Below are 25733 nucleotides of genomic sequence, written 5' to 3' on the forward strand. Positions count from 1 at the left end.
CTGTTAAAACTCATGGGGGAAAAGGCTGATTAAAGTACCAGTTTGTCGTTGTAGGTCGAAACACCCCGGCAATACATCACCTGTTGCAGGCCCGGCCTCGTGCTCAAAAGGCAGTGGCGGTTAGTTTACCAACGCAGCGGCACGTTCGATCACGACGGGGCGTGTGTCTTCACGCTTCATTCCGGGACGTAAGCGTGGATCATAGAGAATTTTTAACAGCATTTCATCGTGCGTTGTCAGCAAGGCGAATTCGTCATCATCATTGAAAATGGACGGGCGGGCACGCGGATCATCGTTGCCCAAACCCAACCCTTGGGCGATTTCCTCGTGAATACAGGAGCGGCGCAACAGGTCCGGGTGTTCGGAGCGGATAATCGCAATAGCTTGGCCATAGTCATAGCCGTTTGGGGTGTCGGAAAAGGCGACAACCAAACAGTGGATTGAACGTGGCAAGTCATCAAACACCCGAAGTGCCGAAGGTGTCACATCGGGAACAAGCTGCTGTATTCTAGGAGCGATAAATTGAGTGTCGTCTTCTGACATGAACAACACATGAAAGTTCGGGTCTTGGGCAGTCATTTGAATGGGATGGCCGGTGATCCGGGCCAAGCGTGCTGCATAGGCTGTGACGCGGGCCTGATCCTCGGCGATCTGGTCTTTGGGAACGCCGGCCCCAAATTCGGTGACCATCCGGATCGGTTTGGTCCATTTCTTGACCGCGCTTGGCGTACCAGAGGACGGAGTTAACCCGGCTCCGCGTTCATATTCTTCGGCAAGCGCAATTTGTTCGAAATTGCGGATCAACATCGTGTCGGTGAACGCCGTATCCGGGCCGCCGCCATCGGTGCGCAATAAGCCACGAACGAGAAGGTCGTTTTGCACCCGAGCGTAGTAATCCATCAGCTCTTTGCTGGCCGCCGAGGGGCCAGTGGGGCGCGCAGGTTGAACAGGCGCTGGTGGAGGCGGGACCAAGCCGGTTGGTCGCACCGCCGGTGTCACAGAGGTTTTGCGCGGCGCAAGCGTAGAAGCGTCACAGCCCAAAAGGGCCATGACGCCAATCAACGCCGCCGAGGCGGTAAGTGTCTTGCGCCAGCGCAACTGGATCAGGCCGGAACCGCAGTCGCGGCATTGTCACCAACACCGTCTTTGCGCGCTTTGGCCGAGGCCAAGGTATCGCGCAGTTCCGCTTCCATTTTCTTGAGCTCGTCTTCGGCGGCGGCACGACGTGCTTTGCCCTCGTCGGCGATTTGAAGGCTCTCTTGGATGGTGCCAATCAGATCGGCATTGGCCTGTTTGACCGCTTCGATGTCAAACACACCACGCTCCATCTCTTCGCGGATCATCTTGTTGCTTTCGCGCAGGTTCGATGCGTTCGAGGTCAGCAATTCGTTGGTTAGGTCATTGGCTTCACGCACCGCAGCGGCGGCTTGGGCCGAGCGTTGGATGGTGACGGCCTGAGCCAGTTGGGTTTCCCAAAGCGGCACGGTGTTGACCAAGGTCGAGTTGATTTTGGTGACCAGCGATTTGTCGTTTTCCTGAACCAAACGGATCGAAGGTAGCGATTGCATCGTGACCTGACGGGTCAGTTTTAGATCGTGGACGCGGCGTTCCAGATCATCACGCGCGGCGCGCAAATCGCGCAATTGTTGCGCCACCATGACCTGATCGTTTTCGTCAGCCGCCTGAACCTCGGCCTCTTTGGCCGGAATGTCGACGGTATCCAAAACGTTCAGCTTTTCCTGACCAGCCGCAATATACAGCGCCAGCTCGTCATAGAATTGCAGAGTTTTTTCATAGAGAAGGTCAAGCGATTTGATGTCCTTCAAAAGCGTGTGCTCATGTTTGAGCAGGCTGTCGGTGATCTTGTCGATCTGACCCTGAACAGTTTCGAAACGGGCGGTGAATTTGGCAAAGGGCGCGGCGCGACCCAGCAGTTTTTCCCACCATGTTTGCTTGCGACGCACGTCCAATTCGGAAACCGAAAAACCGCGAATGGTGGTAACCATGTCACGTAGACCGTCGCCCGCCGGGCCGACGTCTTTATTGCGCACATCGGTCAACATCGCCTGAGAAATCTCTTGCAGCTCGGCCTGAGCCGCGGAGCCAAAGGACACGATCGAATTGGTGTCACCCATGTCGATTTCATCCATACGTGTGCGAATTTCTTCGCCCACTTCTGGCGCGGCTTCGGCCAATGGCACAACGGCGTTCGCCTCACCTGGCTCTGGCAGGATCACTGCGTTGACTTCTTCGACCAAGGCCAGCGCCTCTTCGGCTTGCTTACGAACATTCTCAGACATGGGATCCCCCGTTTTAAATTCCGCCTTCTACAGGCGTACACCCTCGCGCTGCAGCCGTTCGCGCAGCACATCTATTTCAATCGCCAAATCGGCGTTATTATCCAAAAGAAGCTTCTCGGTCTTCTTGCCAAAACTTTCTTCCAAATCGGTCAAAAGCATCATGAAATCGCTGCGCGCCTGACGGTCTTCGTTGCGCGCATAGATATCGGAAAACTTAACCGCCGCGTCCTTGGCCCCCATCAGGTAAACGCCAAGATACTTCTTGGCAGCGGTGAGGTCGCGCGGATCTTCTTCGACGGTACGGATCATTTCACGAACCTTGATTTGGAACCGCTCGACACGGGCCTCGACCTTGCGATCACCGGCGCGTTTGACGGCATCGGTCATCGCATCAAGCTGGGCCTCGGCCTCATCCACAACGCGCGCAACACGGTCTTGCTGAAAGGTGTCGATGCCTTCCATGCCCTTGTCCTTGAGCGGGTCGATGCCAAAGGCCCCAAGGTGCAACACACCAGCCGCGCTGCCGAAGATCAGCGGCGCTACAACGCCGGGCTCCGAACTATAGGCGGCAATGGCGGCCCCGATGCCAGTTAGTACAGCAGCCGCAATTTTGCGCGGAAATCCGGGGCGACGGGCCACTTTGCGTTCATCATAGGCGGCCTCGGCCTCAAGCCCTTCGCGCAAGAGCCACGCCCCAAGGATCAACGCGCCGGCGCCAACAAGGCCGACGGCCATACCAACGGCCCCGTCATTGATCGACGTCGCAGCCAGAACGATAGGTGGAATAAACATCACGTTCGATCGCGCGCCAACCGGGCTTACCTTGGCTTTGTGGTACGCACCCTTGGCAGGCAGATCATCATTGGGATCGTCAGAGCCATCCGGGCTAAATTGCCCACCAAATCGTTGTGCCATTTCAAAGGCCCCCTAGCCAGCCGGTGGAGAGGCCGAACAAGAGGACGATCAACAAAATGTAACTAAGCTTTTGCAAGCCGCTTCCGGACATGGAACCCCCCGGTTGTGTCAGGTTTCGCCTTGTAACTTAGGGATAAAGTTTCGAGCTTGCTAGGGGGAACTGGCCGCTTTGAGCGTCAGACCGGCATCACGCCGCCGATTCTTGAGGCATCCTGTCCAAAAGAAGGTCAGCTTCGAGATCAAATGCATCGCGGCCGCTGCGTTGACTGCCGTCGCGGGCATGTGCTTCGAAGCTTTCACTAAGCACTTCCAGTTTGAGGACAAACCGTTGGCGCGCAAAAAGGTGATCATCTCCATGCCACGCCGCTTCGAGGCGGTCCGTTTCTGTACGCAAAATGTCAGAAAACTTGTTCACCAGTTTGCTGATCCTGAACAAATCCTTCGGATCAGTTCCAAAACTGCGCATCAGCCGCATGACCATGGCACGGGTTGCATCGGATTTGAGAGTTAAATCAGCGTCGTCAAACAACGCAATCCGGTCCGTAATTTGTGACAATATGTTGTCGGCTTCATCCCAGGCATGCTCTGCGGCAATGCGGTTAAGCAGCTCAGGATTGTCCGCGCCCTTGTCTTTCAACGGGTCCATGCCGAACGCAGTTAGGCTTAGTCCAGTCGCGACGCAGGCAAGCATGAGCGGAAGGCTCGCGGTGGGGAAATGGTGACCCGCGAGAATCAAGACGACAAGGCCTATCAAAAGGGACCCTACAAGTTTCCGAGGCAGCCTTGGAGCTTTGCATACTGGGACCAAATCATAACCGCGTTGGATGTCTTGGCCTCGCGAAATCAGACGCAAGGCGAGAGATAGCAACCCCATTTCAAGCAAGGCGGTTGCGATGCCCGTTAGGGAACCATGAAACAGCCATAGAACAAGAGGGAAGGCGGCAAGAAACAAAACATTAAGCCCGGAATCAAACACCGGAGCTTCTGGTGAACGTTCGAATTGTCTCATGTCACGCATTTTACCCTCCGTCAAAAGCAACTCAGCGCGAATATCATCAGCCACAAAGCAGCAAAGGCCAAACGCGGCATGAGCTGTCCCTCGGAATAGGCGCGAAACGTTGAATTGGCCAACGCGTCATAGGTATCGCGGGCGACCATCCGAAGATTGCCGAGGATGAGAAACATCGTGGCGAACAAAGTCGCAAGAGCAAGAACTGTGGTCAACATGCCTCTATGCTTGCGCGCAAAACCGGGCAAAATCTGGGCAGGATACGGGTAACTTCGAGAAGCGTTAACCGGGCCTTAACGGCTCCGCTTTGGACGTGTGGCCTTGCCTTTGGGGGCTTTTGCGTTTGGTTTGAAGGTTTTAGGTTTTGCTGTGGTGCTCGGTTTGCGCGTCCGTGACACGGCGCGTTTGGCCGTTCCCGTGGGTTGCTCGGTGGCAAGCCCCAATTGGTCACGCACAATCTTGCGCCGCACTTCTTCGACGGCCCCATCTTTGAGCTGGCCAAGTTGAAACGGACCATATGAGATGCGAATCAACCTGTTCACAAAAAGCCCAATGTCATTCATCGCGCGGCGAATTTCGCGGTTTTTCCCCTCGCGGAGGCCGACCGTTAGCCAAGCGTTGGCCCCTTGCTGGCGGTCGATTGTGACGGTCATCGGCTGAAAGCGCTGACCATCGACGACAATCCCCTTGCGAAGCGGCTCAAGAACCTCGTCCGTTGGACGACCATTCACTCGGACACGATAGCGGCGCAGCCAACCTGTCGATGGAAGTTCAAGCTTGCGTTTGACCCCGCCGTCATTGGTCAGCAAAAGCAGCCCTTCGGAATTCAGGTCAAGACGGCCGACGCTCATAACGCGCGGCATGTCTTCGGGCAGGTCGTCATAAATCGTCGGGCGACCCTGTTCGTCTTTGGTTGTTGTCACCAAACCGGTTGGTTTGTGATACAGCCACAGGCGCGGCTCCTCAGGTTCACCCAGCTCCTTGCCTTCGACAACAATTCTGTCGGCTTCTGTGACGTTCAAAGCGGCGCGGGTGATCACCTCGCCGTTGACCTCCACCAACCCGGCTTCGATCATCTTTTCGGCGTCACGGCGGCTGGCAATACCGGCGCGGGCGATAACCTTGGCGATACGGTCGCCCTTTGGGGTGTCGGAAGCTGTCATGTCTAGCAGTCTCTGGCGAATTGGGATCAAGGCAACACGACTAGCCCATTTGAGTGGCAGAGGCTATAGGGCGTCATGACCTTTCGTAGCTATATGGATATCGCGCTGTCAGAGGCGCGCGCCGCCGCGGCCCGTGGTGAAGTCCCTGTTGGGGCTGTTGTTGTTGATCCATCTGGGACCGTGGTTGCCAAAGCTGGCAATCGCACCCGTGAAATGAACGATCCAACCGCCCATGCCGAAGTCTTGGCGATCCGCGCGGCCTGTTCTGTGTTGGGGGTTGAGCGTCTCGCGGGGCATGATCTCTATGTGACGCTAGAACCCTGTCCGATGTGCGCCGGGGCAATCTCCTTTGCGCGGATCGGGCGGCTTTACTATGGCGCGGGCGATCCGAAATCAGGTGGCGTGGCCCAAGGTGCGCGGGTGTTTGATCATCGCCAATGCCATCATGTGCCCGAGGTTTATGATGGCATTGCCGCGCAAGATGCGGCGGATCTATTGAAAGACTTTTTTGCGGAGCGCCGGCTATGACCGTCATTTTGTTCAACAAACCCTTTGCTGTGTTGTCGCAGTTCACCGACAAGGGGACCGAGGGCAGCCAGCGTGAAACTCTGTCGAATTACATTGATGTGCCGGGGGTTTACCCGGCGGGCCGTTTGGATCGGGATAGTGAAGGCTTGATGGTTCTAACCGATGATGGCCAACTGCAGGCCAAGATTGCCCACCCGAAATTCAAAAAGCCCAAAACCTATCTGGTTCAGGTCGAGGGGGAACCCTCGGACAGGCAAATCGCGGCGCTGTGCAAGGGGGTTGAACTCAAAGATGGGCTGACACGGCCTGCGAAAGCCGAACGAATTGATCCGCCCGACCTCTGGCCGCGCACTCCGCCAGTACGGTTTCGCAAAACGGTGCCGGATGCATGGCTGTCCTTGACAATTACCGAAGGGCGCAACCGTCAGGTGCGGCGGATGACAGCCCATGTCGGGCTGCCGTGCCTGCGTTTGGTGCGGTGGTCCGTGGGGGATTGGAGTCTAGACGGATTGGCCACAGGCACATGGCGCAAGGCGTAAGCGCACCTAAATATTTTGCAAAATATTTGCAAATTCCGTGCACGGAATTTGGACCCGCGTCACACCCATTTCGCCAGTGGAGGCAAGCTCATCAATACCGCATTGGCGTCGTGCCCCGTCGCCAAGCCAAATTTAGTACCGCGATCATAAACAAGATTGTATTCGGCATAGAGACCGCGATGCACCAATTGCGCGTCTTTCTCAGCCTCCCCAAACGCATCCACACGGCGTTTTTCAACCAATGGCACATAGGCCGGAAGGAAGGCGCGACCGATGTCTTGGGTGAGCGCAAAGTCGGCCTCCCAATCGCCTGTGTTGCGATCATCCATGAAAATCCCACCAACCCCACGGGCGCGATTGCGGTGTGGGATGTAAAAATACTCATCCGCCCATGTCTTGAGCTCGGGATATAGGCTTTCACCATGTGGATCGAGATGGGCTTGTTGGGTGGCATGAAAATGCGCGGTGTCCTCGTCATATTCAAGACAAGGGTTAAGGTCTGAGCCACCCCCAAACCACCAGGCATTTGGCGTCCAAAACATCCGGGTGTTCATATGTACCGCCGGACAGTGCGGGTTTTGCATATGAGCGACAAGGCTAATCCCAGAGGCCCAGAACCGCGGGTCTTTTTCGATTCCGGGAACACCGCGTGCCGCCATGGATTTTTGCGCCGCCGCGCCCAAAGTGCCATAGACGGCCGACACGTTAACGCCGACCTTTTCGAAAACACGACCACCGCGCATGACGCTCATCAATCCGCCACCCGCATCCGAGCCATCATCAGATTGGCGCTTGGTTTCGCTCACGTCAAAGCGACCGGCGGCTTGATCGGCAAAGGGGCCGGTGTCGTGACTGTCTTCCAGCCCTTCAAAGGCGGCAACAATTTCGTCGCGCAGGCTGCGAAACCAGCCGCTGGCGCGGGCTTTCTCGTCGGCAAAAATTTCGGTCATGGTCATCTCCCTGTCGGTGGGTGTGTAAACCGACAGAGGGTGAGCATCAATGTGCCGGGGCTGCGACAGGATCGAGCAGGGTGCGCCCGCCATCAATGGTCATGATTTGCCCGGTCATGAAACTTGAGCCTTCGCAGGCCAGAAACTGAACCGCTTCGGCAAGTTCTTCTGGGGCGGCGATGCGGCCCAGCGGCGTGTGTTGCTCAATGTCGGCGCGATAGTCTTTGTGTTCTTTGAGAATGCCGCGCAAGCTTGCGGACATCACCGACCCAAAGGCCACGGCATTGACGCGAATACGCTCGGGTGCGAGGGCAACCGCCATCGACCGGGTCATTTGATCCAATGCGGCGCAGGATACGGAATAGCCTAGCAATTCGGGGTGCGTCCGACGCGCGGCGATAGACGACAAGTTGATGATAGACCCCACTTGCCCTTCTTCCTGACCCTCGGCCTGTTTGATCATCCGTTTGGCGACCAATTGGCTAAGGCGGAGCGATGTCATCAGGTTCTGGGACAACATTTGCTCAACGGACCCATCATCAAAATCAAGCGGTGATGATTGCATCGTCTGACGAGAACCATTGACAAGAATATCAACCCGATCAAAGGCGTCCAATGTGGCCGAGAGCAGGTTGGCCATGGTTAGGCGTTCACGTAAATCGCCCGCAAAATAGCGCATATTGCCATCTTCTTGCGTTGTGCCGCATTCCTTGACGAGACTGTCTTCGTCCATATCCGCGAACATGACATTTGCGCCTTTGTCGACGAAATGCCGCGCAATCGCCAGACCAACGCCATTGGCGGACCCTGTGACGATCGCCGTTTTGCCTTCGATGGAAAAACCCATAAGAGACTCCTTCGCCTATGCGGCGACGTTAGCCGAACTCATCGCCGGGTGCGAGAGGGGCGGGATGCATGTAGAATTTTGAATTTTGAATTCCCGGCAATTTCGCTGACATCGCGGAATCGGGTCTCCAATGTCGCCTCATAGGGGAGGTGGCGGTTCGCAACCATCCACAGTTGACCATGGGCTGGCAAAAGGCGCGCAGCGCTGGCGATAAAGGCCTGCCCAAGGTTTGGGTCACCTTTGCGTCCGGTGTGAAAAGGCGGGTTCATAATAACACCGTCCAATGCGCTGGCGGCCTTCCACGTTGTGGCATCGTGCCAATGGAAATCTGCGCGGGAATCGGTGACGTTGGCCTTGGCACAGGTCAAAGCGGTCAAGTCAGCTTCGACAAGATGCAACGTTTTTACGCCATCTCGTTTGAGAATTTCCCGCGAGAGCCAGCCCCAGCCAGCGCCAAGATCGGCAAAGTTTCCTTTGAGCGTTTTCGGAAGAGCATCGGCAAGCGCCCGTGACGCCGGATCGGACCCGGCCGCGGAAAACACACCCGGTGCGGTAAAATCACCCTCGGCATTGCGGCTCATCTCTGGCGCTAGCCAATCGTCCAACGCATCCGAGGCTTGAAACCAAAGACAGCGACCATGGGCTTTGGCCACATTGCCAAGCAAGGTCACTTTCTTTTTCAACGCCTTGGCGATCGGGTCGATCCCGTCGGTCTTTGCCCCAGAGATTACGACCAACCCCCCCGGCGTTGCCTGTGCAGCTTGGGCAATTTGGGCCTGCGCCAAGGCGCGCACCCGCGGCAATGTCACAATGGATGCGGCATAGGGGCCTTTGGGCTCGGTTCCGGTGGCAACACGTTTTTCCCAAGCGGTAAACTCAGGATGAAACCGTTGGATAACCTCGACCTGTTGGGGGGCAAGATCACCCAGACCATCGGCAATCAACGCGCCAAACAGCGCAATTTTCCCGTCAGGCAGGGTCAGACCCGCCGAAGACGTGGCGTAGGAGAGGCGATCCATGCTCATCTCAGAACTGCCCTCGCGGACCTATTCCTTTTCCATGGTGCATTGGAGCGGGTGCTGATTTTGGCGGGCAAAATCCATCACTTGGCTCACTTTGGTCTCAGCGATCTCATGGGAAAAGACACCCACAACCGCCAACCCCTTTTTGTGAACCGTCAACATGACCTCAAACGCTTGGGCATGGGTCATGCCGAAAAAGCGTTCTAAAACGTGAACGACAAACTCCATCGGCGTGTAATCGTCGTTCAACAGCATCACCTTGTACAACGGTGGCCGTTTGGTTTTTGGCCGTGTTTGCACAGCAATACCGGCATCCCCTTCGCCATCATCCGGCCCATTTGGGTCGGTCATGGTGAAATTCTGGGCGAGCGTCCGGAAGTTCAGGGTGTTTGTCATCAGCTGCGTGCTTTGCCTTCATACGGTTAGCCCGGTTATATAACCTGTCTGACCGCGACGAAAAGGGGGCGCGGGAAAGCTAAGAGGTGAAAGGTGAAGAAATTACGTACAATTGGCTTCGATGCCGACGATACGCTTTGGCATAACGAGCGTTTTTTCCATCTCACCCAACAGCGATTCGCGGAGTTGTTAAGGGATTACGCAGAGCCCGAGCATCTCGATGCCCGCCTTCTCGACGCGGAACGGCGCAATATTGGCCACTATGGGTTTGGGGTAAAAGGGTTCACGCTTTCGATGATCGAAACCGCGATTGATGTCACCGATGGCAAGGTGCCGACGTCGGTTATCTCACAATTGTTGGAGGCAGGTCGCGATATGCTGAATCACCCGATGGAGATTTTGCCCCATGCACGCGAGGCCGTTGAGGCGGTTTGCGGCGGGCATCATCTGGTTTTGATCACCAAGGGCGATTTGCTGCATCAGGAACGAAAGCTCGCGCAATCGGGATTGGGGGAGCTATTTGATGCGGTCGAAATCGTGTCAGACAAGGTGCCCGCCACCTATACGCGGATTTTTGAAAGTAAACCCGGCGGTGCCGAGGCGGCGATGATGGTTGGCAATTCGATGAAGTCTGATGTGCGCCCGGCAATCGAGATCGGCAGCTGGGGCGTTTATGTCCCCCATGACTTGGCTTGGGATCTTGAACATGCGGAGCCCCCCCAATCACCGCGGTTTCATACGCTCAATGATCTTTCGGAATTGGTCGATCTGGTCGCGCAAATCGGTTGAGAAATAATCGCCACATTTTCGCCTTAATTTGCCACAATTGCGCCTTATTGGCCGGTCTAGGGGGGCTTTTCCTGAGAACCCCTAGATGTTGAATGGGTGGTTAATATAAAGTTACGAAAAATCAATAGATTGCGGGCTTTTCTGAAAGTGATTTCCGTGCTAGTGTCAATGCCAATAACAATATTTGGTCACCGGAAAACCGGGGCCACCGAGGCAGTAGAAGGCAGAGATCGTGACGGGACGTCGCAGGCAAACGGGCCGATTGGGCCTGTATCTATTCACGTTTATCTGGTTGGCCCTATTGGTGCCGTTCAGCGCGATAGCTGCGCCCTACGCAGCTTTGGTGATGGATGCCCGATCAGGCAAGGTTATGCACGCACGCAATGCGGACACCCGCTTGCACCCGGCATCTCTGACCAAGATGATGACACTCTATATCGCCTTTGAGGCGGTACAGAACGGCGAAATCAGCATGGACACCAAGGTCAAGATTTCGACCCACGCGGCCTCAGAGCCGCCGTCGAAACTTGGGTTGCGGGCCGGGCAAAAGATCAAATTGCGCTACTTGGTGCGGGCGGCTGCGGTTAAATCCGCCAATGATGCCGCCACCGCGATTGGCGAAGCGATTGAAGGTTCCGAAGCCGCCTTTGCGCGTCGGATGAACCGCACGGCCAAGGCGCTCGGCATGACGCGGACGTCGTTTCGCAATGCGCACGGCCTGACCGAGAGCGGGCACCTTTCTACGGCGCGTGACATGTCGATCTTGGGGCGACACGTCATTTATGACTATCCAATGTATTACAACCTGTTCTCGCGCAAAACGGTGGATGCTGGGGTGCGGCAGGTGTCACATACAAACCGTCGTTTGCTCAGCAACTATCGCGGTGCCGATGGCATCAAAACCGGTTACACTCGGGCCGCTGGCTTCAACCTTGTGGCGTCCGCCGAACGGGGTCGTGAACGCGTTATCGCAACGGTTTTTGGCGGGCGTTCAACAGCGTCCCGTAACGCCAAAGTCGCTGAATTGCTGGATTTGGGATTCAAGCGGGCCCCAACACGGGTGTCCTTTCGCGCACCCAAAAAACCCCCTTACCGCGGGTCTGGCCGAGGGAAAACAATCGTTGTAGAAGCCCCGGCAACTAAGCCGTCTGCCAAACCGGGGGCACGCGCCAAATCGGTGCGTGTTGCGTCGGCTGCAGTCACGCGCAGCCTCCGCCCGCAGGCGCGGAGAGTCAAAGTTCCTGATACATCTCAAATGGTTGCCGATGCTCAGGATGACATTGAAAATGCCTTGAAAGAGGTTCTTAGCGTTGCCGCCGTTGCCCCGACCAAATCAGGGAATGCGCCAGCTGCGTCGATAAAGCCCGTGATCCGACCGGCAGGTGTGGCGGTCGCCACAGTTGCCCCCAGAGATGTGCCAACGCCGTCGCGCAAAGCCGAAGTTGTGACGCGATTGTCAACATCTGGTGGGCGCCATTGGGGTATCAACGTCGGGCGCTATCCCAGCCGCTTTGCCGCCGAGAAAGTTTTGCTGAAAACGGCTTTGGCAGAAACCACCACTTTGGATGGGTCGCTGCGCAAGGTGGTCAAAGGCAAACGTGGTTTCGACGCAAACTTTATGGGCTTGTCTCGTGATACCGCCGAATTGGCTTGCAAACGCCTTCAGGCGCGTCAGGTGACGTGCTTTATGATCGGGCCGGGCTGACTAAGCCCTATTTCTGGTCCGTCAGAATACGCTCGATCAAGGATAGGATGACTTCGATCCTGCCTTGATCGGGCACCAATTCCACCACAAGTTTGCGCGCGTCTTCGCTTTGGTGGATGTTTTTTTGCTGCAAGTTCGAGAAGACGCTGATCAGGTCATTTGAAGGGCATTGCCCGGTACGGTAATCCCAAACCGGTTGCTGGCTGTCGGACCGAATTTGCAAACCACAGCGTTGTGCCGGCGAGGCATCTTGCCAGAACAATGTCGCCATATCCGCGAGGGCGGAACTGTCATTGGAAAAGTAGTTATGCGCCAACATGTCTTCGCCCATGGCGGTCATGTCGATGCTGTCGATTCCACTAGAGGCCAGTAGTAGATCGCCGCCCAATCCTGCACGCGGCGTTGTGCCGTGGAGCTTGTGAGACGAGACCAATGCCCAATCGGTAGATGAGGCATAGAGGGTTGTCCGTTTGGCCAAGGGTTTGAAAACATTTGCCATTGCGGCGAACAATTCCGTATCAACATCCGGGGCTGCAAACATCACCTGGCCTAAAACCGGTGGGTCCTGGGGTTTGGCATTGCGGCGCAGGGCCATGATTTCCAGCGCATCGGTCAAGGCCCGTGATCCCATGGAATGGGCGAGAACATGCACCGTGCGCGCGCCCGAGCGTTGGACCAAATCCTCAAGGAAAACCGCCAAACGCCGCCCCGACAGGCGCACAACGGCGGCATCGGCAAAATATCCGGCGGTCTTATTGCGCGATGGCCATGAGAAAAGCACCGGAACGGCTGCGTTGCCCATATCAAAGGTGATCTGAGCGGCACGCTGCGCGGCATATTCGAAACTATGGTTAAAGCCGTGAATATAAACAAAGAGATCACGCTGAGGATCGGCCGTAAACTCGCCCTGTAAGCGGCCAAAGAAGGCATCGGCATTCACCGGTTCCACCGATTTCAACAAAATGTGTTTGGTCGGCGACGGGTTGAACTCCAAACGCCAAACCGACGGGCGCTCGACGGTTCCGGAAACATGGGTTTCTGGGATCGTGACCTGTGCGACACCCAATTCCAAATGCGTATTGCGCTGGGTTCCATAAAACTCGCGCGGATCGCTTTGACCGGTCCGGGCGCGGTCGGTGGCATAATAAACATCGACAATGCGAAAGCCGTTTTTTGGGTTTTCGGCCTGCGTTTCAAATGTTGGACCGGTCAAGGCTTCGCGCGCCGCCAATGCCATATCGGCGGCCTTGGGATCACGATCCAGATTGGCCAGCCGTTCCAAAAGCTCATAAAGGCTTAGCAAGGCGGCGTCGTCGCGGCCGGTTTCCTTTTCTGCGGCAATGGCGGCTTCGGTGACCTGCCGAGCGCGGCCAAGGGCTTGTTCTTGCTCATACAAGGCGGCGGATTTGAGAAAGGCGGGAACCGGGTCTTGACGTAGATGTGCGCGTGAAAAGGCACGGGTGCGTGCAACAGACGCCCAAGCATCAGCCGCCTGCAAAGTTTGGCCCATCTGTTCGAGCAATTCGGCGCGCAGCTGGAGCAGGTCCAACAAAATTCGAATATCAGGCGGGGTGCCTACTGCGCGTGGATCACGTAGGGCGACATCGGTTTCCTGAAGCGCGGCTAGAGGGTCACTCTGAGCCAATCGGTCAATGCTGACCACCCGCGAAATATCCTGCGCAGACGCCGTCTGCCAGCCCAGCTGGGTCACAAGCAAAACGGTTAAAAACACGAACAGCGGGCGCATTGGCATTTGGGGTCCAATTCCTGACAAGCAAAGAAAACTGATTTTCGCCGCTGGCACGTAATATGACAAGGGCAGGGATGCCCTACCTTTTCAGCGTCCTAGATCGCAAATCAAGGTCCCAAAAATGACAAACCCCCGAACGCCAAGGCATTCGGGGGTCGTCTATCTTTTACAGCGTAAACAATAACTGCTTACATCATGCCTTCGCGTTGAGCTTTTTTACGAGCCAACTTGCGGGCACGGCGGATGGCCTCGGCCTTCTCGCGCGCTTTTTTCTCGGACGGTTTCTCGAAATGCTGACGTAGCTTCATTTCGCGGAACACACCTTCGCGCTGCAGTTTTTTCTTCAGAGCGCGAAGCGCCTGATCGACATTGTTGTCACGAACACTGACCTGCATGTGGTTTTCACCACCTTTCTAAGTTTGTGTTGCAAGGATTTGCAGGAGCCCGGCCTATAGCAAGCCGGTTGAAATTTGTCTAGTCTTAGCGAACAGACCAAAGGAACCCGTGACATGTCGGACCAAATTTCCACCTCGCCTGTTGATCCCCTATTGGATGCTGCTTTGATCCATGTGCCGTTTGATGGCTGGAACGAAGAAACATTTAAAGCCGCTGTTCAAGATTGTGGAATGGACATGGCAATGGCGCGCGCGCTGTGTCCGCGTGGGGCGTTGGACCTTGCTATACTGTATCATCAGCGTGGTGATGACGCGATGGTGGCGCGGATGGGAGAGGCCGGATTTGACGACATGCGCATCCGCGACAAGGTCACCTTTGCGGTGCGCGCCCGGATCGAGGCGGTTGATGATCGCGAGCTGGTTCAGCGTGGAACAACCTTGTTTGCCCTGCCGCAAAATGCGGCGGATGGGGCCAAATTGATCTGGGGTACTTCTGATCGCATTTGGACTGCGATGGGCGATTCGTCGCGTGATCTGAACTGGTATTCAAAGCGCGCGACGCTCTCGGCTGTCTATTCTTCGGTGGTTTTGTATTGGTTGGGGGATCAGTCCGACAGACATAGTGCCACATGGGAGTTCTTGGACCGCCGTATTGAAAACGTTATGCAGTTTGAGAAAACCAAAGCGGCGATGCGCAAAGCCCCGGTGATTGGCGGTGTGATGGATGGCTTGGGCAAGCTCTTTGAGCAGGTCAAAGCCCCCGAGGGAGGGCCACGTAATGTTCCCGGTGGACGCCCGTTCTAAGACATGCGCCCCACTTGCACCGCGCCGCAAGGGTGATACCAACAGGGCAAGCCGGAAGAGGAGCCCCCGATGACACAAACCATGCGCGCAATTGAGATCACCGAACATGGTGGCCCCGAGGTTTTGAAACCCTGTGAACGCCCGATGCCCGAGGCGGGACCGGGTCAGGTTGTGATCAAAGTGGCCTATGCCGGGGTTAACCGCCCCGACGCGTTGCAGCGTGCCGGCATGTATAACCCACCCGCCGGGGCGTCGGACCTTCCGGGGCTTGAGGCCTCGGGTGAAGTTGTAGCGGTCGGCAGCGGCGTTGAATGGCCCGCGATCGGCGAAAAGGTCTGTGCCTTGTTGCCCGGTGGCGGATATTCCGAATATGTGGCGACCCCTGCGGCGCATTGCTTGCCTGTCCCCAATGGCATGGGTTTGAAAGAGGCGGCATGTTTGCCGGAAACCTTCTACACCGTCTATTCCAACGTGTTTCAACGCGGGGCGTTGCAGGCCGGAGAGCGGTTCTTGATCCATGGTGGATCAAGTGGGATTGGCACAACGGCCATCCAGCTTGCGTCGCAATTTGGCGCACGGGTGTTTGTGACCGCAGGGTCGGATGAAAAATGTCAGGCCTGTCTGGGGTTGGGGGCGGAAAAAGCCATCAATTACCGTGATGCCGATTTCGTCGATGTGATGCGGGCCGAAGGTGGGGCCGATCTAATCTTGGATATGGTTGGCGGGCCGTATTTGCCGCGCAACGTCAAAGCTTTGGCCGATGATGGACGGCTCGTCCAAATCGCGTTTTTGCAAGGGCCCAAGGTCGAGTTGAACTTTGCGCAGGTGATGACGCGCCGTCTGACAATCACCGGAAGCACGCTGCGCCCGCAAAGCGATCTGGCCAAGGCGCGGATTGCAGACGCGCTGCGCGACAAGGTTTGGCCGATGTTGGATGCAGGTAAGATCGCTCCAGTGATGGATTCGGAATTTGCCTTTGTGGACGCAGCCCAAGCCCACGCCCGCATGGAAAGCTCGGGGCATATCGGGAAAATTGTTCTGAAGGTTGGGTAACTACACCGGTGGCGGAGGGGGATAGCCCCCTCTTGTGCCTTCAGCTCCATTCATCCCAGGATAATTGGAGACAGAAGAAGCAGAAGGCGGGATCGTCAGTGTCAGTGCCAGTCAAAGAAACCCGGACCGGCCTTTCCTTTGAGTTCTTGCGCCAATTGGCGGCCGAGTTGCGGACCGTCAAAGGCCTTGCCGCTGATTTCACCGGCATGAGATGTGCTACCATCTGGGCGGAGAATTTCGCCGCGTAGGCGCAGTGTTCCGCCATCGAGTTCAGCCAGAGCCGCAATCGGTGTTTCGCAAGACCCATCGAGTTCCGCCAAAAAGGCGCGCTCAGCGGCAAGGCGAATACCGGTGTCGGTGTCGTGGATTTTCGCCAGCATCAGTTCCATCCGCGTATCATCTGTGCGGCGTTCAATACCGATGGCACCTTGGGCAACCGCTGGCAGCATGTCTTCTGGTTCAATAGCTGTCCGAGGAACCTCGGTCATCGACATGCGGTTCAGACCTGCTATGGCAAGGAAGGTGGCAACTGCGACGCCTTCGTTGAGTTTCTTAAGGCGGGTTTGGACGTTGCCGCGAAATTCAACCACTTGCAGGTCGGGGCGGCGCGCCAAAAGCTGGGCCCGGCGACGCAAGGAGGACGAGCCAACAACCGCGCCCTGGGGCAGGTCATGCAGGCTTTGGAATTGCGGGCAGATAAAGGCATCCCGCGTGTCTTCGCGCGGTAGATAGGTATTGAGGATCAGGCCGTCTGGCTGCTCCGTCGGCATGTCTTTCATCGAATGCACCGCGATATCGATGTCGCCGTTTAGCATGGCTTCTTCGATCTCTTTGGTAAAAAGGCCCTTGTTGCCGATTTCCTTGAGCGGGCGATCCGCGTCAATCAAGCTGCGATCATCGCCGGTTGTCTTGATCACGACAATTTCGAATGCATCCTCAGGCAGATCGAAGGCCGCCATCAGGCGCGCGCGGGTTTCATGGGCCTGAGCCAGCGCCAGCGGGGATCCGCGGGTGCCGATTTTCAACGGGGCATCTGCTGTGGGCTTCTGTGTCATGGAGGAAGCTTTAGCGCTGCAAAGGCAGGGTGACAATGGGCTGCGCTTGACATCCTGTCTCAGGCGCGGGACGAGGGTGACAAACAACAAAGGTGCCGTCATGACCAAAACCATTTTGCGTGCGCTTGCCGGAGAGACATTGCCCACTCCGCCGATCTGGATGATGCGGCAGGCCGGGCGTTATTTGCCGGAATACAAAGCGACCCGCGCGCAGGCAGGTGATTTCCTGTCGCTATGCTACAATTCCGAACTGGCGGCTGAGGTGACGTTGCAGCCGATCCGACGTTATGGGTTTGATGCGGCGATCCTCTTTGCGGATATCTTGTTGCTGCCCCAGGCGCTGGGCATGGATTTGTGGTTTGTGACCGGCGAAGGGCCGCGTTTGTCGACCATCGGTTCGGATGCCGATTTTGACAAGCTGGGTCGTGGTGAGATGATCCACGAGACGCTCAATCCGGTTTACGAAACCGTGCGAATTTTGCGCAAGGAATTGCCCGAGGAAACGACGTTGATCGGCTTTGCGGGGGCGCCATGGACGGTGGCAACCTACATGATTGCGGGCAAAGGCACCAAAGATCAGGGGCCTGCCCATGCGCTTAAAGGGGAAAACCGGGCGCTGTTCGAAAAGATCATCGACCGTTTGACCGAATCGACCATTGATTACCTGACCGAACAGGTCAAAGCCGGTGCCGAGGTTGTTAAAATCTTCGATAGCTGGGCCGGGTCTTTGCAGGGCGACGATTTTGACCGCTATGCCAAGGAACCCGCGCGGATCATTACCGGTGAGCTGAAATCACGCTTCCCTGACCTGCCGGTCATAGCGTTCCCGCGTCAGGCGGGCGACAAATACGTTGGTTTCCACGAGGCGACCGGGGCGGACTGTGTGGCGCTTGATGATAGTGTCACCGCCGAATGGGCCGCGGCCAATGTTCAAACTGGCGGTTGTGTTCAGGGCAATCTGGCCAGCCGTCATATGGTGACCGGTGGTCAGGATCTGGTGGATGAAGCCAAGCGCATCGTCAAAGCCTTGTCCAATGGGCCGCACATCTTCAACCTAGGTCACGGCATCACACCGGATGCGGACCCAGAGAATGTGCAACTGATGATCGACGCAGTTCGCGGCAAAGTCTAACCTCTCCGGCTTGCGCTACAAAATCCGTGCACGGATTTTGGGCGTCCGGACGCGACCATAGGAATTATCGCCGCCCCCAAAGCCTGCGTCGACCGGGCAGGGGGCGGTTTTTTATTTGCTCGCGCAGAAACACAAACAACCCTGCTGCGATGATCAAGGTGCAGCCAATCCACATGGCGACATCTGGCCATTCGCCAAAAATCATCCATCCCCAAAAGATCGCCAGTGGCAGGCCTATGTATTCAAACGGGGCTATGGTGGCGGCATTGGCAGAGCGATAAGCGGCGCTCAGGCAGTAGCCGATGGCCCCGGAACACAGGCCCAAGCCGATGAAAACCGGAATGTCGCCCGTGTCCGGCCAGCGCCATGCGCGCAATAGGAAGGTGACGCTGTCATTGTCGATACCTTCAGCGTAGCGCCCATCGCCTGCAACTAGGAAAAACAGGGTCGACACCATCAGAAAAGTGGACTGGATGTAACACGCCAGTGCCGAAGCCGGGGAAGACACGCCGAGTTTGCGGGTGAGGACTTGGGTAAAGGCATAGAGAAACGCCGCGATGACCGGCAGAAAAAGAACGAAAAGTGGAACGCTCGACTCGCCGCTCCAAGGTTGTTGAACAATCACAACGCCGATGAGGCCAACCAAAACCGCCGCCAATCGCAAAATGCCGACCTTTTCACCAAGGATAGGGATCGACAAAAGCGTGATAAACAGGGGCGCGACAAAGAAAAGCGCGGTCGCTTGGCCAAGCGGCATAACCGCCACCGCCGCGTAGAATGTCATATTCGCAAAGACGATCAATGCGCCGCGCAAGGCGTGAATGCTCGGTGTTGAGGTGCGCAGCGCCGCAAACCCGCCTTCGAACTTTAAAAACAGCAGCGTAAAGAGCAGCCCGACAAAGGACCGCACCCAGATGGTTTGATGCAGCGGATAGCCATCGGACAACATTTTGACCAACAGATCATTGACGGAAATGGCAGCCGTGCCAATCAGGATAAACATGATCCCCTTGGCCGGAAGATTGATTTTTTCGGAAGTCATGCACCAGCCCTATCGCTCGGTTTGCGACGCGTCCAGCCAGTTTGCGACAGGACGAACCAATAGGTCTGTGCATGGGTGCTGTGCAGTATTGAACAATTGCCTTTGCGCTGTGCACATTTAGGGTGCAGCGGGCGAAATCAGGGGGCCAAACATGGCAATGGTAGAAATCCGCGACGTGCGGAAAGTGTATGAAGGCGGGTTTGAAGCGCTCAAAGGTGTGTCGCTTGATATCGAAGAAGGGGAAATCTTGGCGCTGCTTGGGCCGAATGGCGCGGGCAAGACAACGCTCATTTCGGCGATTTGCGGGATCACGCTACCGACCGACGGGACCATTGTTGTTGGCGGCAATGATGTCATCGACAACTACCGCGAAGCGCGCAACCTGATTGGCCTGGTGCCTCAGGAGATCAATCTCGAACCGTTTGAAAAGGTGATCAACACCGTGCGGTTTTCACGGGGCTTGTTTGGTAAGCCGCGCAATGATGCCTTTATCGAGCAGGTCTTGCGCAAGCTGTCGCTTTGGGAAAAGCGGGATGCCAAGGTGATGGAGCTTTCTGGCGGTATGAAGCGCCGGGTTTTGATTGCCAAGGCGCTCAGCCATGAACCGCGGGTGCTGTTTTTGGATGAACCAACCGCCGGCGTTGATGTCGAATTGCGTCGCGATATGTGGGAAACGGTCGAGGAGCTGAAACGCGATGGCGTGACCATCATCTTGACCACCCATTACATCGAAGAAGCCGAGGCCATTGCCGACCGGATCGGCGTGATCAACAGCGGTGAGATCCTTTTGGTTGAAGGAAAAGAGGCGCTTATGGCGCAGATGGGGCAGAAAGAGTTGCGTGTTGAAATAACCGATCCACTAGATACTATCCCCGACAGCCTGTCGCAATTTGACCTCACGCTTGACGACGATGGACGGACGCTTGTCTACACCTTTGACGCCAAGGCCGACCGCACTGGGATTGGCCGTTTGATGGCGGCCTTGCCCGATGCCGGTCTCAAGGTGTGCGATGTAAACACGGTCCAAAGCTCTCTTGAGGATATTTTTGTTGGCCTTGTTCATGGTCAAGGGGAGGACGCAGCATGAATTGGCAAGCTGTCGTATCAATCTACCGTTTTGAAATGGCGCGGTTCTTTCGAACCTTGGCGCAAAGCTTCATTTCACCGGTCATCTCGACCGCTTTGTATTTCGTCGTCTTTGGTGCGGCGATTGGCTCGCGGATTGATCAGGTCGAAGGCGTGAGCTATGGGGCCTTTATTGTGCCGGGTCTGATCATGCTGTCGGTCATGACACAGGCGCTTTCCAACGCGTCCTTTGGCATCTACTTCCCCAAATTTATCGGCACGATCTTTGAACTCTTGTCCGCTCCGGTGAACTTCCTTGAAATCGTGCTCGGCTATGTTGGGGCGGCTGCAACCAAGGCAATGTTCATCGGCGTTGTGATCCTTGTGACCTCGGCGCTTTTTGTGGACATTCATATTGCCCACCCGGTGGCGATGATCCTGTTCATGCTGCTGACCTGCATAAGCTTTTCGCTTTTTGGATTCATAATCGGCATTTGGGCGCGTAATTTTGAACAGCTTCAGCTTATTCCGCTCCTGGTGGTTACGCCGTTGGTGTTCCTAGGTGGGGCGTTTTATTCGATCTCGATGTTGCCCCCGGTGTGGCAGGTCATCACCAAATTTAACCCGGTGGTTTACCTGATTTCCGGTTTCCGCTGGTCGTTTTTTGGGGTTGCTGATGTGCCTATTGCGACAAGCCTTTTGGCCATTGGTGGCTTTACGGCGCTGTGCCTTGGGGCAATCTGGTGGATCTTCAAAACCGGATGGCGCATCCGCCAATGACCATATGATCAAAGAAACAGGAGCGGAAAGGCCTCACCGCCCCGCTCCTGTCCCGCAAGCTGCGTTGTTTTGCCAAACCCACGCTGCTCGTGCCTTGTGATGTGCGGGTCTTTGCGGCGGTTTTCAACCCATCGTGACCCGGTGTGGGTTAGGCCGTTGCCGTTTCGTTTCGCCCACCCAGGGCCATGTCCATCGCCATGCCACCAATCCACATGCAAAATAGGGCAAGCCAAGCGGTTCCGGCAAAGATCGAACCACCGCTCACACCGGCCCCAATGGCGCAGCCACCCGCCAACATGCCGCCAAAGCCCATCATCACCGCGCCAATCATCGCGCGCCGCATGGGGCCCGCGCCTTCAAAGGCTTGGAACTGAAACTCTTTGGCCAAAACGGCGGATAGGAAGGACCCGATCACAACGCCGGGGACAAGACCGATGTCAAATTCCAAGATCGAGTTGCGATCAAGAAAGAACATCAAGGTGTTGGCCGACGGGCCGGTAAAGGTCAGGCTTTCGATTTGCACCGGTTCAAAGGCGACCTGAGACAACGCATAGGTCAACCCATAGCCCACGGCTGCCGCAAATCCGACGCCAGAGGCAAAGAACAATCGGCTAAGCCCGATCTTGTGGCGGCGAGATAGCTCAAGCGCCAACAGCGCGATCAAAAGCCCAAGGATCAGACCGGATTCTTTGGGCAAATGGGCGGCTGAAAGCAAATCCATGTTGCGCCCCCCCGATGTAATCCAGAGCGAGGCAATAGAATCGCGCAGCGGGGCCAACCAGCCGGTTAGGCTCATCTGGGCAACGACGGCAAAGATCAGCCCCGACACGATCGAGCGCATGTTGCCGGTCGCCGCCAAAACCAAAAGGCGCCCGGAACAGCCGCGCGCCAAAACCATGCCACCGCCGAAAATCAAACCACCAACCACAGCGCCGGACCAACTGCCGGGAACGGCCATCATTCGCGCTTCGCTGCTGTCCATAAGGCCCAAAAGCTGCGCCCCTTGAACCCAGACAACCGCCGTTGAAAAGGTCAAAAGCCATACGGCGACTTTGTCTTCCATGCGGCCGCGGGCAAATTCGACCGTGGCTGCGCGCAGGCAAAACCGGGATCGTTGCGCCGAGACGCCAAAGATGATGCCGGTGATCAAACCAAACAGTGCCGCCGTCGGGTTTTCACCGATGCTCTCTACCAAGGGAACCAAATCCATGCGCCGCTCCTTTCCCGCTTTGGCGGAACCTGCGCCAGATGTGAGCAACGTTGCCTTGACTTAAATCATACGCATGCACAAATTATGATTTGTTTTTGATGAATGTGTGCGCGTCACACGATTGATGCGCATTCACGCACGAATAGACGACTCGCCAAAGCATCTTTGGGGGCGTAAAGCCGAGGGTATGAAAACCATTACCCTATCTGATGCCCAGTCTCTGCCAATCTGGCAGCGCCCTGTGACGCTTTTGTTTTTGATGGCCCTTGCCTTGCCCTTGTCGTTTTCGACATGGTCTGCTCTTCTCAATAACTTTGTCATCGAAGTGGCGCAGTTTGACGGATCGGATATCGGCTGGCTCCACACTGTCCGTGAAATCCCCGGTTTTCTTGCCGTTGGTGTGATTTTGATCATCTTGTTTGTGCGTGAACAGGTGCTTGCCTTGCTCTCCTTGACGCTTTTGGGCGTGGCGACCGCGGTCACCGCGTGGTTCCCGACGGTGGGTGGCATTATGTTTGTCACCCTGTTTAGCTCGATCGGGTTTCACTACTACGAAACCGTCAATCAAAGCCTGCAACTACAATGGCTGCCAAAAGATCGGGCGCCGCAAATGTTGGGCTGGTTGATTGCGGCGGGGTCGGCGGCGACACTGGTTGCCTACACGTTGATCGTTCTAACGTGGGAAAGCTTGGGGTTGTCTTACAACACTGTCTTTATGGTCTCGGGCGGATTGACCCTGTTGATTGTTGCTTATTGCGTTGTTGGCTTTCGTCAATTCGAAAGCCCGAACCCGCAGGTCAAAAAGTTCATTCTGCGCCGCCGCTATGGTCTCTATTACGCCTTGCAATTCATGGCGGGGGCACGGCGCCAGATCTTTGTTGTCTTTGCCGGTTTCATGATGGTGGAACGCTTTGGCTTTGATGTGCATGAGGTCACGGGCCTCTATCTGATCAATCTGATTGCCAATATCGCGTTGGCACCGGTCTTTGGTCATGCGGTTGCGCGTTTTGGGGAACGCCGGACTCTTGTGTTCGAATATGTCGGGCTCATTGTTGTGTTTCTGGCCTATGGCGGCATTTATTGGTTCGGCTGGGGCGTCTTGCTCGCCTCTGTTCTTTACGTGTTGGACCATTTGTTTTTCTCACTGGCCCTCGCGCTAAAGACCTACTTTCAGAAAATTGCGGACCCGGCGGATATTGCTCCGACGGCGGCCGTTGCCTTTACCATCAACCATATAGCGGCGGTGTTTTTACCGGCACTGCTGGGATACCTGTGGCTGATCTCGCCAGGGGCAGTGTTTGGCCTAGCTGCGGCAATGGCGGCGGTGAGCCTTGCCTTGGCTCTGATGATCCCGCGTCATCCTGAACCTGGCATGGAAACCATTTTCTCGCGCGGGGTGCCGACACCGGCGCAATAGCCAAGCTGGTGCAAAGGGGAGCAGTGGTGTAGGAGGGCGCGGAACCCGTATCCGGAGACAGCCATGCCCACCTTCACCGCCTTTACCAAATTGCCCGCCAAAGACGCCGCCGAGGCGCTGGGCCTTGCGCTCGAAGATATGGATCCGGAACCCACGGGCATCGGCGTTTTCGAAATCGAAGATGGCAGTGAAACGTGGGAAGTCGGTGGCTATTTCCTAGAGAAACCCAATGATATCGAACTGACGCTCTTGGCAGCCGCCTATGGGGCCGATCCCTTTGTGGTCTCCGAGGTTCCCGATACCGATTGGGTCGACAAAGTGCGCCGCGATTTGACCCCTGTGGTGGCCGGGCGTTTCTTTGTCTACGGAAGCCACGACGCCGACAAAATCCCAGAAGACAGTGTTCCCCTGTTGATCGAGGCCGCCATGGCCTTTGGCACCGGGCATCACGGCACGACACAAGGCTGCCTAGAGGCGCTTGATCGTTTGGCGAGCGACGGGTTTGTCGGCAAGAACGTCGCCGACATCGGCTGTGGCACCGCCGTGTTGGGCATGGGCGCGGCGAGCATCTGGCCCGATCCGGTCATCGTGTCGGATATTGATGAAGTCGCCGTAGAAGTCGCCGAAGCCAATGTCACCGCCAACAACCTGAATGGCAAGGTCGTCTGTGTCGAGGCGGCGGGCTTTGGTCATACAAAACTGGCGGAACGTGCGCCTTTTGATTTGGTGTTTGCCAATATCCTCAAACAGCCCCTGATCGACCTGTCCCCTGACATGTCACGTAGCTTGCAACCGGGCGGCTATGCGATCCTTTCGGGTATTCTTGTGCGTCAGGCAGATGAGGTGATCGAGGTCTACGAAAGCAATGGCGTTAACCTTGTTCGTCGCGACACAATTGGCGAATGGGTGACACTTACTTTGCGCAAACCTGGTTAATTTTCGCCTGAGTTAAGGAAAATTCGCCACATTTGCCCAATTTTCGCCATAGTTTGGCAGTACCTCTTTTGTATCCGGTGGGGGCCGGACAAACAGAGGCTGCCATGGACGAATCCCTCCAAGCATTTGACATCCGCCAAAAAGCGGTGCGAAAGAAACATACCCGTATGGCGCGGGGGTACGTGAATAAACAGACCAAGGATGGTCGGTTTGTCCAAGTGCCAGACAACAAGGTCGGCAATTACGCGCTGCGATTCCTTGTCATGGGCATTGTCGGCCTGTTCACCTTCAAAAGCTTTGTGCTCTATTGGTTGGGGCGGGATGTGTACCAAGGCCATCTCGATGCCTTGGCCGCGGGCACCACATCGGACAGGGTCGGGGCCTTTTTGATGCAGATCGACCCGATCACCGCCAAAATCGCCGAGGTGATGTCGCCCTTTGTGGCGTGATACAAGTGGCGACCAAAAAAGAAGCCGCGTTCCGGATCTGGAACGCGGCTCTTTTGTTTCGCCTGGGAGTGTGAGGCGAAAACCGATCCCTTTCAACCCAAGTTGACGGGGATGGGGACGCTTAGTAGCGGCCCGCAATAACGTCGATGTCGGCGCGGTTCAGGCCGATATCGTCCAGCTCACGATCGCTGAGTGAGGACAGTGTTTTGCGTGTTTCGCGGGCGTCTTTCCATGCGGAAAATGCTCCGGCGAGTGACGCGAATACGGAAGCGAAGCCTTTGGCGGAGCCAGCGGCTACGAAGGGGCGGGTCTGGTCGAGTGCGGCCATGTCTAGTCTCCTTGAGTAAGTTTGGTAATTCTAAAACCGCACATAAAATGGGCGAAGCGCCCAGACAAGTGGCGATTATTGCATGGGTTCTATGCGTTTTCTGCATGGCGGAAAGTCCGGTTAACGGACCATAAAACAAGGTGAAAATGCGACT

The 25733-nt window shown here is 56.2% G+C and carries 28 protein-coding genes; 12 read left to right on the top strand and 16 right to left on the bottom strand.

The window, feature by feature from the left end; translation table 11 throughout:
- Positions 1–120: 120 nt before the first annotated feature.
- The 6 genes from AC5EFR_RS13610 to AC5EFR_RS13635 all read right to left on the bottom strand — a co-directional run bounded on the left by AC5EFR_RS13610 (position 121) and on the right by AC5EFR_RS13635 (position 5387).
- Positions 121–1050 (bottom strand): DUF2927 domain-containing protein, encoded by a 930-nt coding sequence (locus AC5EFR_RS13610; RefSeq protein WP_493576461.1) that lies wholly within the window; start codon positions 1048–1050, stop codon positions 121–123.
- A gap of 53 nt (positions 1051–1103) precedes the next feature.
- Complete coding sequence (locus tag AC5EFR_RS13615) at positions 1104–2300, bottom strand: toxic anion resistance protein (RefSeq protein ID WP_493576340.1); 1197 nt, start codon at positions 2298–2300, stop codon at positions 1104–1106.
- Positions 2301–2327: 27 nt separating this feature from the next.
- Positions 2328–3215, bottom strand: coding sequence for a 5-bromo-4-chloroindolyl phosphate hydrolysis family protein (locus AC5EFR_RS13620; protein ID WP_493576341.1), 888 nt, complete (start codon positions 3213–3215; stop codon positions 2328–2330).
- Positions 3216–3402: 187 nt separating this feature from the next.
- Positions 3403–3852: a hypothetical protein gene (locus AC5EFR_RS13625; RefSeq protein WP_493576342.1), complete on the bottom strand. Its 450-nt coding sequence runs from the start codon at positions 3850–3852 to the stop codon at positions 3403–3405.
- A gap of 392 nt (positions 3853–4244) precedes the next feature.
- Positions 4245–4442, bottom strand: coding sequence for a hypothetical protein (locus AC5EFR_RS13630; protein WP_493576343.1), 198 nt, complete (start codon positions 4440–4442; stop codon positions 4245–4247).
- 75 nt (positions 4443–4517) lie between these two features.
- On the bottom strand, positions 4518–5387 hold the full coding sequence (locus AC5EFR_RS13635) for a pseudouridine synthase (protein WP_493576344.1): 870 nt from the start codon (positions 5385–5387) through the stop codon (positions 4518–4520).
- Between the two features lie 75 nt (positions 5388–5462).
- Between AC5EFR_RS13635 and AC5EFR_RS13640 the strand changes: the two genes are divergently transcribed.
- Both AC5EFR_RS13640 and AC5EFR_RS13645 read left to right on the top strand, forming a co-directional pair.
- A complete protein-coding gene (locus AC5EFR_RS13640; RefSeq protein ID WP_493576345.1) occupies positions 5463–5915 on the top strand; it encodes a nucleoside deaminase in 453 nt (150 codons plus the stop codon).
- A complete protein-coding gene (locus AC5EFR_RS13645) occupies positions 5912–6454 on the top strand; it encodes a pseudouridine synthase (protein ID WP_493576346.1) in 543 nt (180 codons plus the stop codon). The genes AC5EFR_RS13640 and AC5EFR_RS13645 overlap by 4 nt, the downstream gene beginning before the upstream one ends.
- 59 nt (positions 6455–6513) lie before the next feature.
- Here the strand turns inward: AC5EFR_RS13645 and hemF are convergent, their stop codons facing one another.
- From hemF to clpS, 4 genes are read right to left on the bottom strand one after another with little or no spacing between them, the layout of a single operon-like run.
- Positions 6514–7410, bottom strand: a complete 897-nt coding sequence (gene hemF / locus AC5EFR_RS13650; protein ID WP_493576347.1) for an oxygen-dependent coproporphyrinogen oxidase — start codon at positions 7408–7410, stop codon at positions 6514–6516.
- A gap of 40 nt (positions 7411–7450) precedes the next feature.
- On the bottom strand, positions 7451–8251 hold the full coding sequence (locus AC5EFR_RS13655) for an SDR family NAD(P)-dependent oxidoreductase (protein ID WP_493576348.1): 801 nt from the start codon (positions 8249–8251) through the stop codon (positions 7451–7453).
- A 38-nt stretch (positions 8252–8289) separates the two neighbouring features.
- Positions 8290–9276, bottom strand: coding sequence for a class I SAM-dependent methyltransferase (locus AC5EFR_RS13660; protein WP_493576349.1), 987 nt, complete (start codon positions 9274–9276; stop codon positions 8290–8292).
- A 21-nt stretch (positions 9277–9297) separates the two neighbouring features.
- Positions 9298–9624, bottom strand: a complete 327-nt coding sequence (gene clpS / locus AC5EFR_RS13665; RefSeq protein WP_299925499.1) for an ATP-dependent Clp protease adapter ClpS — start codon at positions 9622–9624, stop codon at positions 9298–9300.
- 138 nt (positions 9625–9762) lie between these two features.
- Between clpS and AC5EFR_RS13670 the strand changes: the two genes are divergently transcribed.
- Together AC5EFR_RS13670 and AC5EFR_RS13675 are read left to right on the top strand one after the other, a co-directional pair.
- Positions 9763–10458, top strand: a complete 696-nt coding sequence (locus AC5EFR_RS13670; protein ID WP_493576350.1) for an HAD family hydrolase — start codon at positions 9763–9765, stop codon at positions 10456–10458.
- 232 nt (positions 10459–10690) lie between these two features.
- Complete coding sequence (locus AC5EFR_RS13675) at positions 10691–12163, top strand: D-alanyl-D-alanine carboxypeptidase family protein (protein ID WP_493576351.1); 1473 nt, start codon at positions 10691–10693, stop codon at positions 12161–12163.
- A 7-nt stretch (positions 12164–12170) separates the two neighbouring features.
- On the opposite strand, the gene AC5EFR_RS13680 is transcribed toward AC5EFR_RS13675, so the two are convergent.
- Both AC5EFR_RS13680 and rpsU read right to left on the bottom strand, forming a co-directional pair.
- Positions 12171–13910, bottom strand: a complete 1740-nt coding sequence (locus AC5EFR_RS13680) for an alpha/beta hydrolase (RefSeq protein WP_493576352.1) — start codon at positions 13908–13910, stop codon at positions 12171–12173.
- Positions 13911–14101: 191 nt separating this feature from the next.
- Positions 14102–14308, bottom strand: a complete 207-nt coding sequence (gene rpsU, locus AC5EFR_RS13685; RefSeq protein ID WP_049641104.1) for a 30S ribosomal protein S21 — start codon at positions 14306–14308, stop codon at positions 14102–14104.
- 114 nt (positions 14309–14422) lie between these two features.
- Between rpsU and AC5EFR_RS13690 the strand changes: the two genes are divergently transcribed.
- Positions 14423–15112 (top strand): COQ9 family protein, encoded by a 690-nt coding sequence (locus AC5EFR_RS13690; RefSeq protein ID WP_493576353.1) that lies wholly within the window; start codon positions 14423–14425, stop codon positions 15110–15112.
- Between the two features lie 69 nt (positions 15113–15181).
- Positions 15182–16165, top strand: coding sequence for an NAD(P)H-quinone oxidoreductase (locus AC5EFR_RS13695; RefSeq protein WP_493576354.1), 984 nt, complete (start codon positions 15182–15184; stop codon positions 16163–16165).
- A gap of 101 nt (positions 16166–16266) precedes the next feature.
- On the opposite strand, the gene hemC is transcribed toward AC5EFR_RS13695, so the two are convergent.
- Complete coding sequence (gene hemC, locus AC5EFR_RS13700; RefSeq protein WP_493576355.1) at positions 16267–17220, bottom strand: hydroxymethylbilane synthase; 954 nt, start codon at positions 17218–17220, stop codon at positions 16267–16269.
- Positions 17221–17320: 100 nt separating this feature from the next.
- On the opposite strand from hemC, the gene hemE reads away from it, so the two are divergent.
- Positions 17321–18352 carry a uroporphyrinogen decarboxylase gene (hemE, locus tag AC5EFR_RS13705; RefSeq protein ID WP_493576356.1) on the top strand — a complete coding sequence of 344 codons (1032 nt, stop codon included), beginning with the start codon at positions 17321–17323 and terminating at the stop codon, positions 18350–18352.
- A gap of 64 nt (positions 18353–18416) precedes the next feature.
- Here hemE and AC5EFR_RS13710 read toward each other — a convergent pair whose 3' ends face one another.
- On the bottom strand, positions 18417–19394 hold the full coding sequence (locus tag AC5EFR_RS13710) for a DMT family transporter (RefSeq protein ID WP_493576357.1): 978 nt from the start codon (positions 19392–19394) through the stop codon (positions 18417–18419).
- A gap of 151 nt (positions 19395–19545) precedes the next feature.
- Here AC5EFR_RS13710 and AC5EFR_RS13715 point away from each other — a divergent pair, with 151 nt between their 5' ends.
- Together AC5EFR_RS13715 and AC5EFR_RS13720 are read left to right on the top strand one after the other, a co-directional pair.
- Positions 19546–20481 (top strand): ABC transporter ATP-binding protein, encoded by a 936-nt coding sequence (locus AC5EFR_RS13715; RefSeq protein WP_493576358.1) that lies wholly within the window; start codon positions 19546–19548, stop codon positions 20479–20481.
- Positions 20478–21239 (top strand): ABC transporter permease, encoded by a 762-nt coding sequence (locus AC5EFR_RS13720; RefSeq protein ID WP_493576359.1) that lies wholly within the window; start codon positions 20478–20480, stop codon positions 21237–21239. The genes AC5EFR_RS13715 and AC5EFR_RS13720 overlap by 4 nt, the downstream gene beginning before the upstream one ends.
- 148 nt (positions 21240–21387) lie before the next feature.
- Here the strand turns inward: AC5EFR_RS13720 and AC5EFR_RS13725 are convergent, their stop codons facing one another.
- Positions 21388–22449, bottom strand: coding sequence for a YeeE/YedE family protein (locus AC5EFR_RS13725; RefSeq protein WP_493576360.1), 1062 nt, complete (start codon positions 22447–22449; stop codon positions 21388–21390).
- A 187-nt stretch (positions 22450–22636) separates the two neighbouring features.
- Between AC5EFR_RS13725 and AC5EFR_RS13730 the strand changes: the two genes are divergently transcribed.
- From AC5EFR_RS13730 to AC5EFR_RS13740, 3 genes are all read left to right on the top strand, one after another.
- Entirely contained in the window at positions 22637–23866 is a 1230-nt protein-coding gene (locus tag AC5EFR_RS13730; protein WP_493576462.1) for an MFS transporter, read from the top strand.
- Positions 23867–23929: 63 nt separating this feature from the next.
- The gene (locus tag AC5EFR_RS13735) at positions 23930–24802 is read left to right on the top strand and encodes a 50S ribosomal protein L11 methyltransferase (protein ID WP_493576361.1); all 873 of its coding nucleotides are present in this window, start codon (positions 23930–23932) and stop codon (positions 24800–24802) included.
- Positions 24803–24906: 104 nt separating this feature from the next.
- Positions 24907–25251 (top strand): hypothetical protein, encoded by a 345-nt coding sequence (locus AC5EFR_RS13740; RefSeq protein WP_493576362.1) that lies wholly within the window; start codon positions 24907–24909, stop codon positions 25249–25251.
- Between the two features lie 121 nt (positions 25252–25372).
- Here the strand turns inward: AC5EFR_RS13740 and AC5EFR_RS13745 are convergent, their stop codons facing one another.
- Positions 25373–25579 (bottom strand): DUF1127 domain-containing protein, encoded by a 207-nt coding sequence (locus AC5EFR_RS13745; RefSeq protein ID WP_493576363.1) that lies wholly within the window; start codon positions 25577–25579, stop codon positions 25373–25375.
- Positions 25580–25733: the final 154 nt, after the last annotated feature.

Source organism: Pelagimonas sp., from assembly GCF_058892305.1.

Bases quoted from the DNA above. Each gene is read 5' to 3' on its own strand.
- AC5EFR_RS13610 (WP_493576461.1), bottom strand. From the start codon at position 1,050: ATGGCCCTTTTGGGCTGTGACGCTTCTACGCTTGCGCCGCGCAAAACC.
- AC5EFR_RS13615 (WP_493576340.1), bottom strand. From the start codon at position 2,300: ATGTCTGAGAATGTTCGTAAGCAAGCCGAAGAGGCGCTGGCCTTGGTC.
- AC5EFR_RS13620 (WP_493576341.1), bottom strand. From the start codon at position 3,215: ATGGCACAACGATTTGGTGGGCAATTTAGCCCGGATGGCTCTGACGAT.
- AC5EFR_RS13630 (WP_493576343.1), bottom strand. From the start codon at position 4,442: ATGTTGACCACAGTTCTTGCTCTTGCGACTTTGTTCGCCACGATGTTT.
- AC5EFR_RS13635 (WP_493576344.1), bottom strand. From the start codon at position 5,387: ATGACAGCTTCCGACACCCCAAAGGGCGACCGTATCGCCAAGGTTATC.
- AC5EFR_RS13640 (WP_493576345.1), top strand. From the start codon at position 5,463: ATGACCTTTCGTAGCTATATGGATATCGCGCTGTCAGAGGCGCGCGCC.
- AC5EFR_RS13645 (WP_493576346.1), top strand. From the start codon at position 5,912: ATGACCGTCATTTTGTTCAACAAACCCTTTGCTGTGTTGTCGCAGTTC.
- hemF (WP_493576347.1), bottom strand. From the start codon at position 7,410: ATGACCATGACCGAAATTTTTGCCGACGAGAAAGCCCGCGCCAGCGGC.
- AC5EFR_RS13655 (WP_493576348.1), bottom strand. From the start codon at position 8,251: ATGGGTTTTTCCATCGAAGGCAAAACGGCGATCGTCACAGGGTCCGCC.
- AC5EFR_RS13660 (WP_493576349.1), bottom strand. From the start codon at position 9,276: ATGAGCATGGATCGCCTCTCCTACGCCACGTCTTCGGCGGGTCTGACC.
- clpS (WP_299925499.1), bottom strand. From the start codon at position 9,624: ATGACCGACCCAAATGGGCCGGATGATGGCGAAGGGGATGCCGGTATT.
- AC5EFR_RS13680 (WP_493576352.1), bottom strand. From the start codon at position 13,910: ATGCGCCCGCTGTTCGTGTTTTTAACCGTTTTGCTTGTGACCCAGCTG.
- rpsU (WP_049641104.1), bottom strand. From the start codon at position 14,308: ATGCAGGTCAGTGTTCGTGACAACAATGTCGATCAGGCGCTTCGCGCT.
- AC5EFR_RS13690 (WP_493576353.1), top strand. From the start codon at position 14,423: ATGTCGGACCAAATTTCCACCTCGCCTGTTGATCCCCTATTGGATGCT.
- AC5EFR_RS13695 (WP_493576354.1), top strand. From the start codon at position 15,182: ATGACACAAACCATGCGCGCAATTGAGATCACCGAACATGGTGGCCCC.
- hemC (WP_493576355.1), bottom strand. From the start codon at position 17,220: ATGACACAGAAGCCCACAGCAGATGCCCCGTTGAAAATCGGCACCCGC.
- hemE (WP_493576356.1), top strand. From the start codon at position 17,321: ATGACCAAAACCATTTTGCGTGCGCTTGCCGGAGAGACATTGCCCACT.
- AC5EFR_RS13710 (WP_493576357.1), bottom strand. From the start codon at position 19,394: ATGACTTCCGAAAAAATCAATCTTCCGGCCAAGGGGATCATGTTTATC.
- AC5EFR_RS13715 (WP_493576358.1), top strand. From the start codon at position 19,546: ATGGCAATGGTAGAAATCCGCGACGTGCGGAAAGTGTATGAAGGCGGG.
- AC5EFR_RS13720 (WP_493576359.1), top strand. From the start codon at position 20,478: ATGAATTGGCAAGCTGTCGTATCAATCTACCGTTTTGAAATGGCGCGG.
- AC5EFR_RS13725 (WP_493576360.1), bottom strand. From the start codon at position 22,449: ATGGATTTGGTTCCCTTGGTAGAGAGCATCGGTGAAAACCCGACGGCG.
- AC5EFR_RS13730 (WP_493576462.1), top strand. From the start codon at position 22,637: ATGAAAACCATTACCCTATCTGATGCCCAGTCTCTGCCAATCTGGCAG.
- AC5EFR_RS13735 (WP_493576361.1), top strand. From the start codon at position 23,930: ATGCCCACCTTCACCGCCTTTACCAAATTGCCCGCCAAAGACGCCGCC.
- AC5EFR_RS13740 (WP_493576362.1), top strand. From the start codon at position 24,907: ATGGACGAATCCCTCCAAGCATTTGACATCCGCCAAAAAGCGGTGCGA.
- AC5EFR_RS13745 (WP_493576363.1), bottom strand. From the start codon at position 25,579: ATGGCCGCACTCGACCAGACCCGCCCCTTCGTAGCCGCTGGCTCCGCC.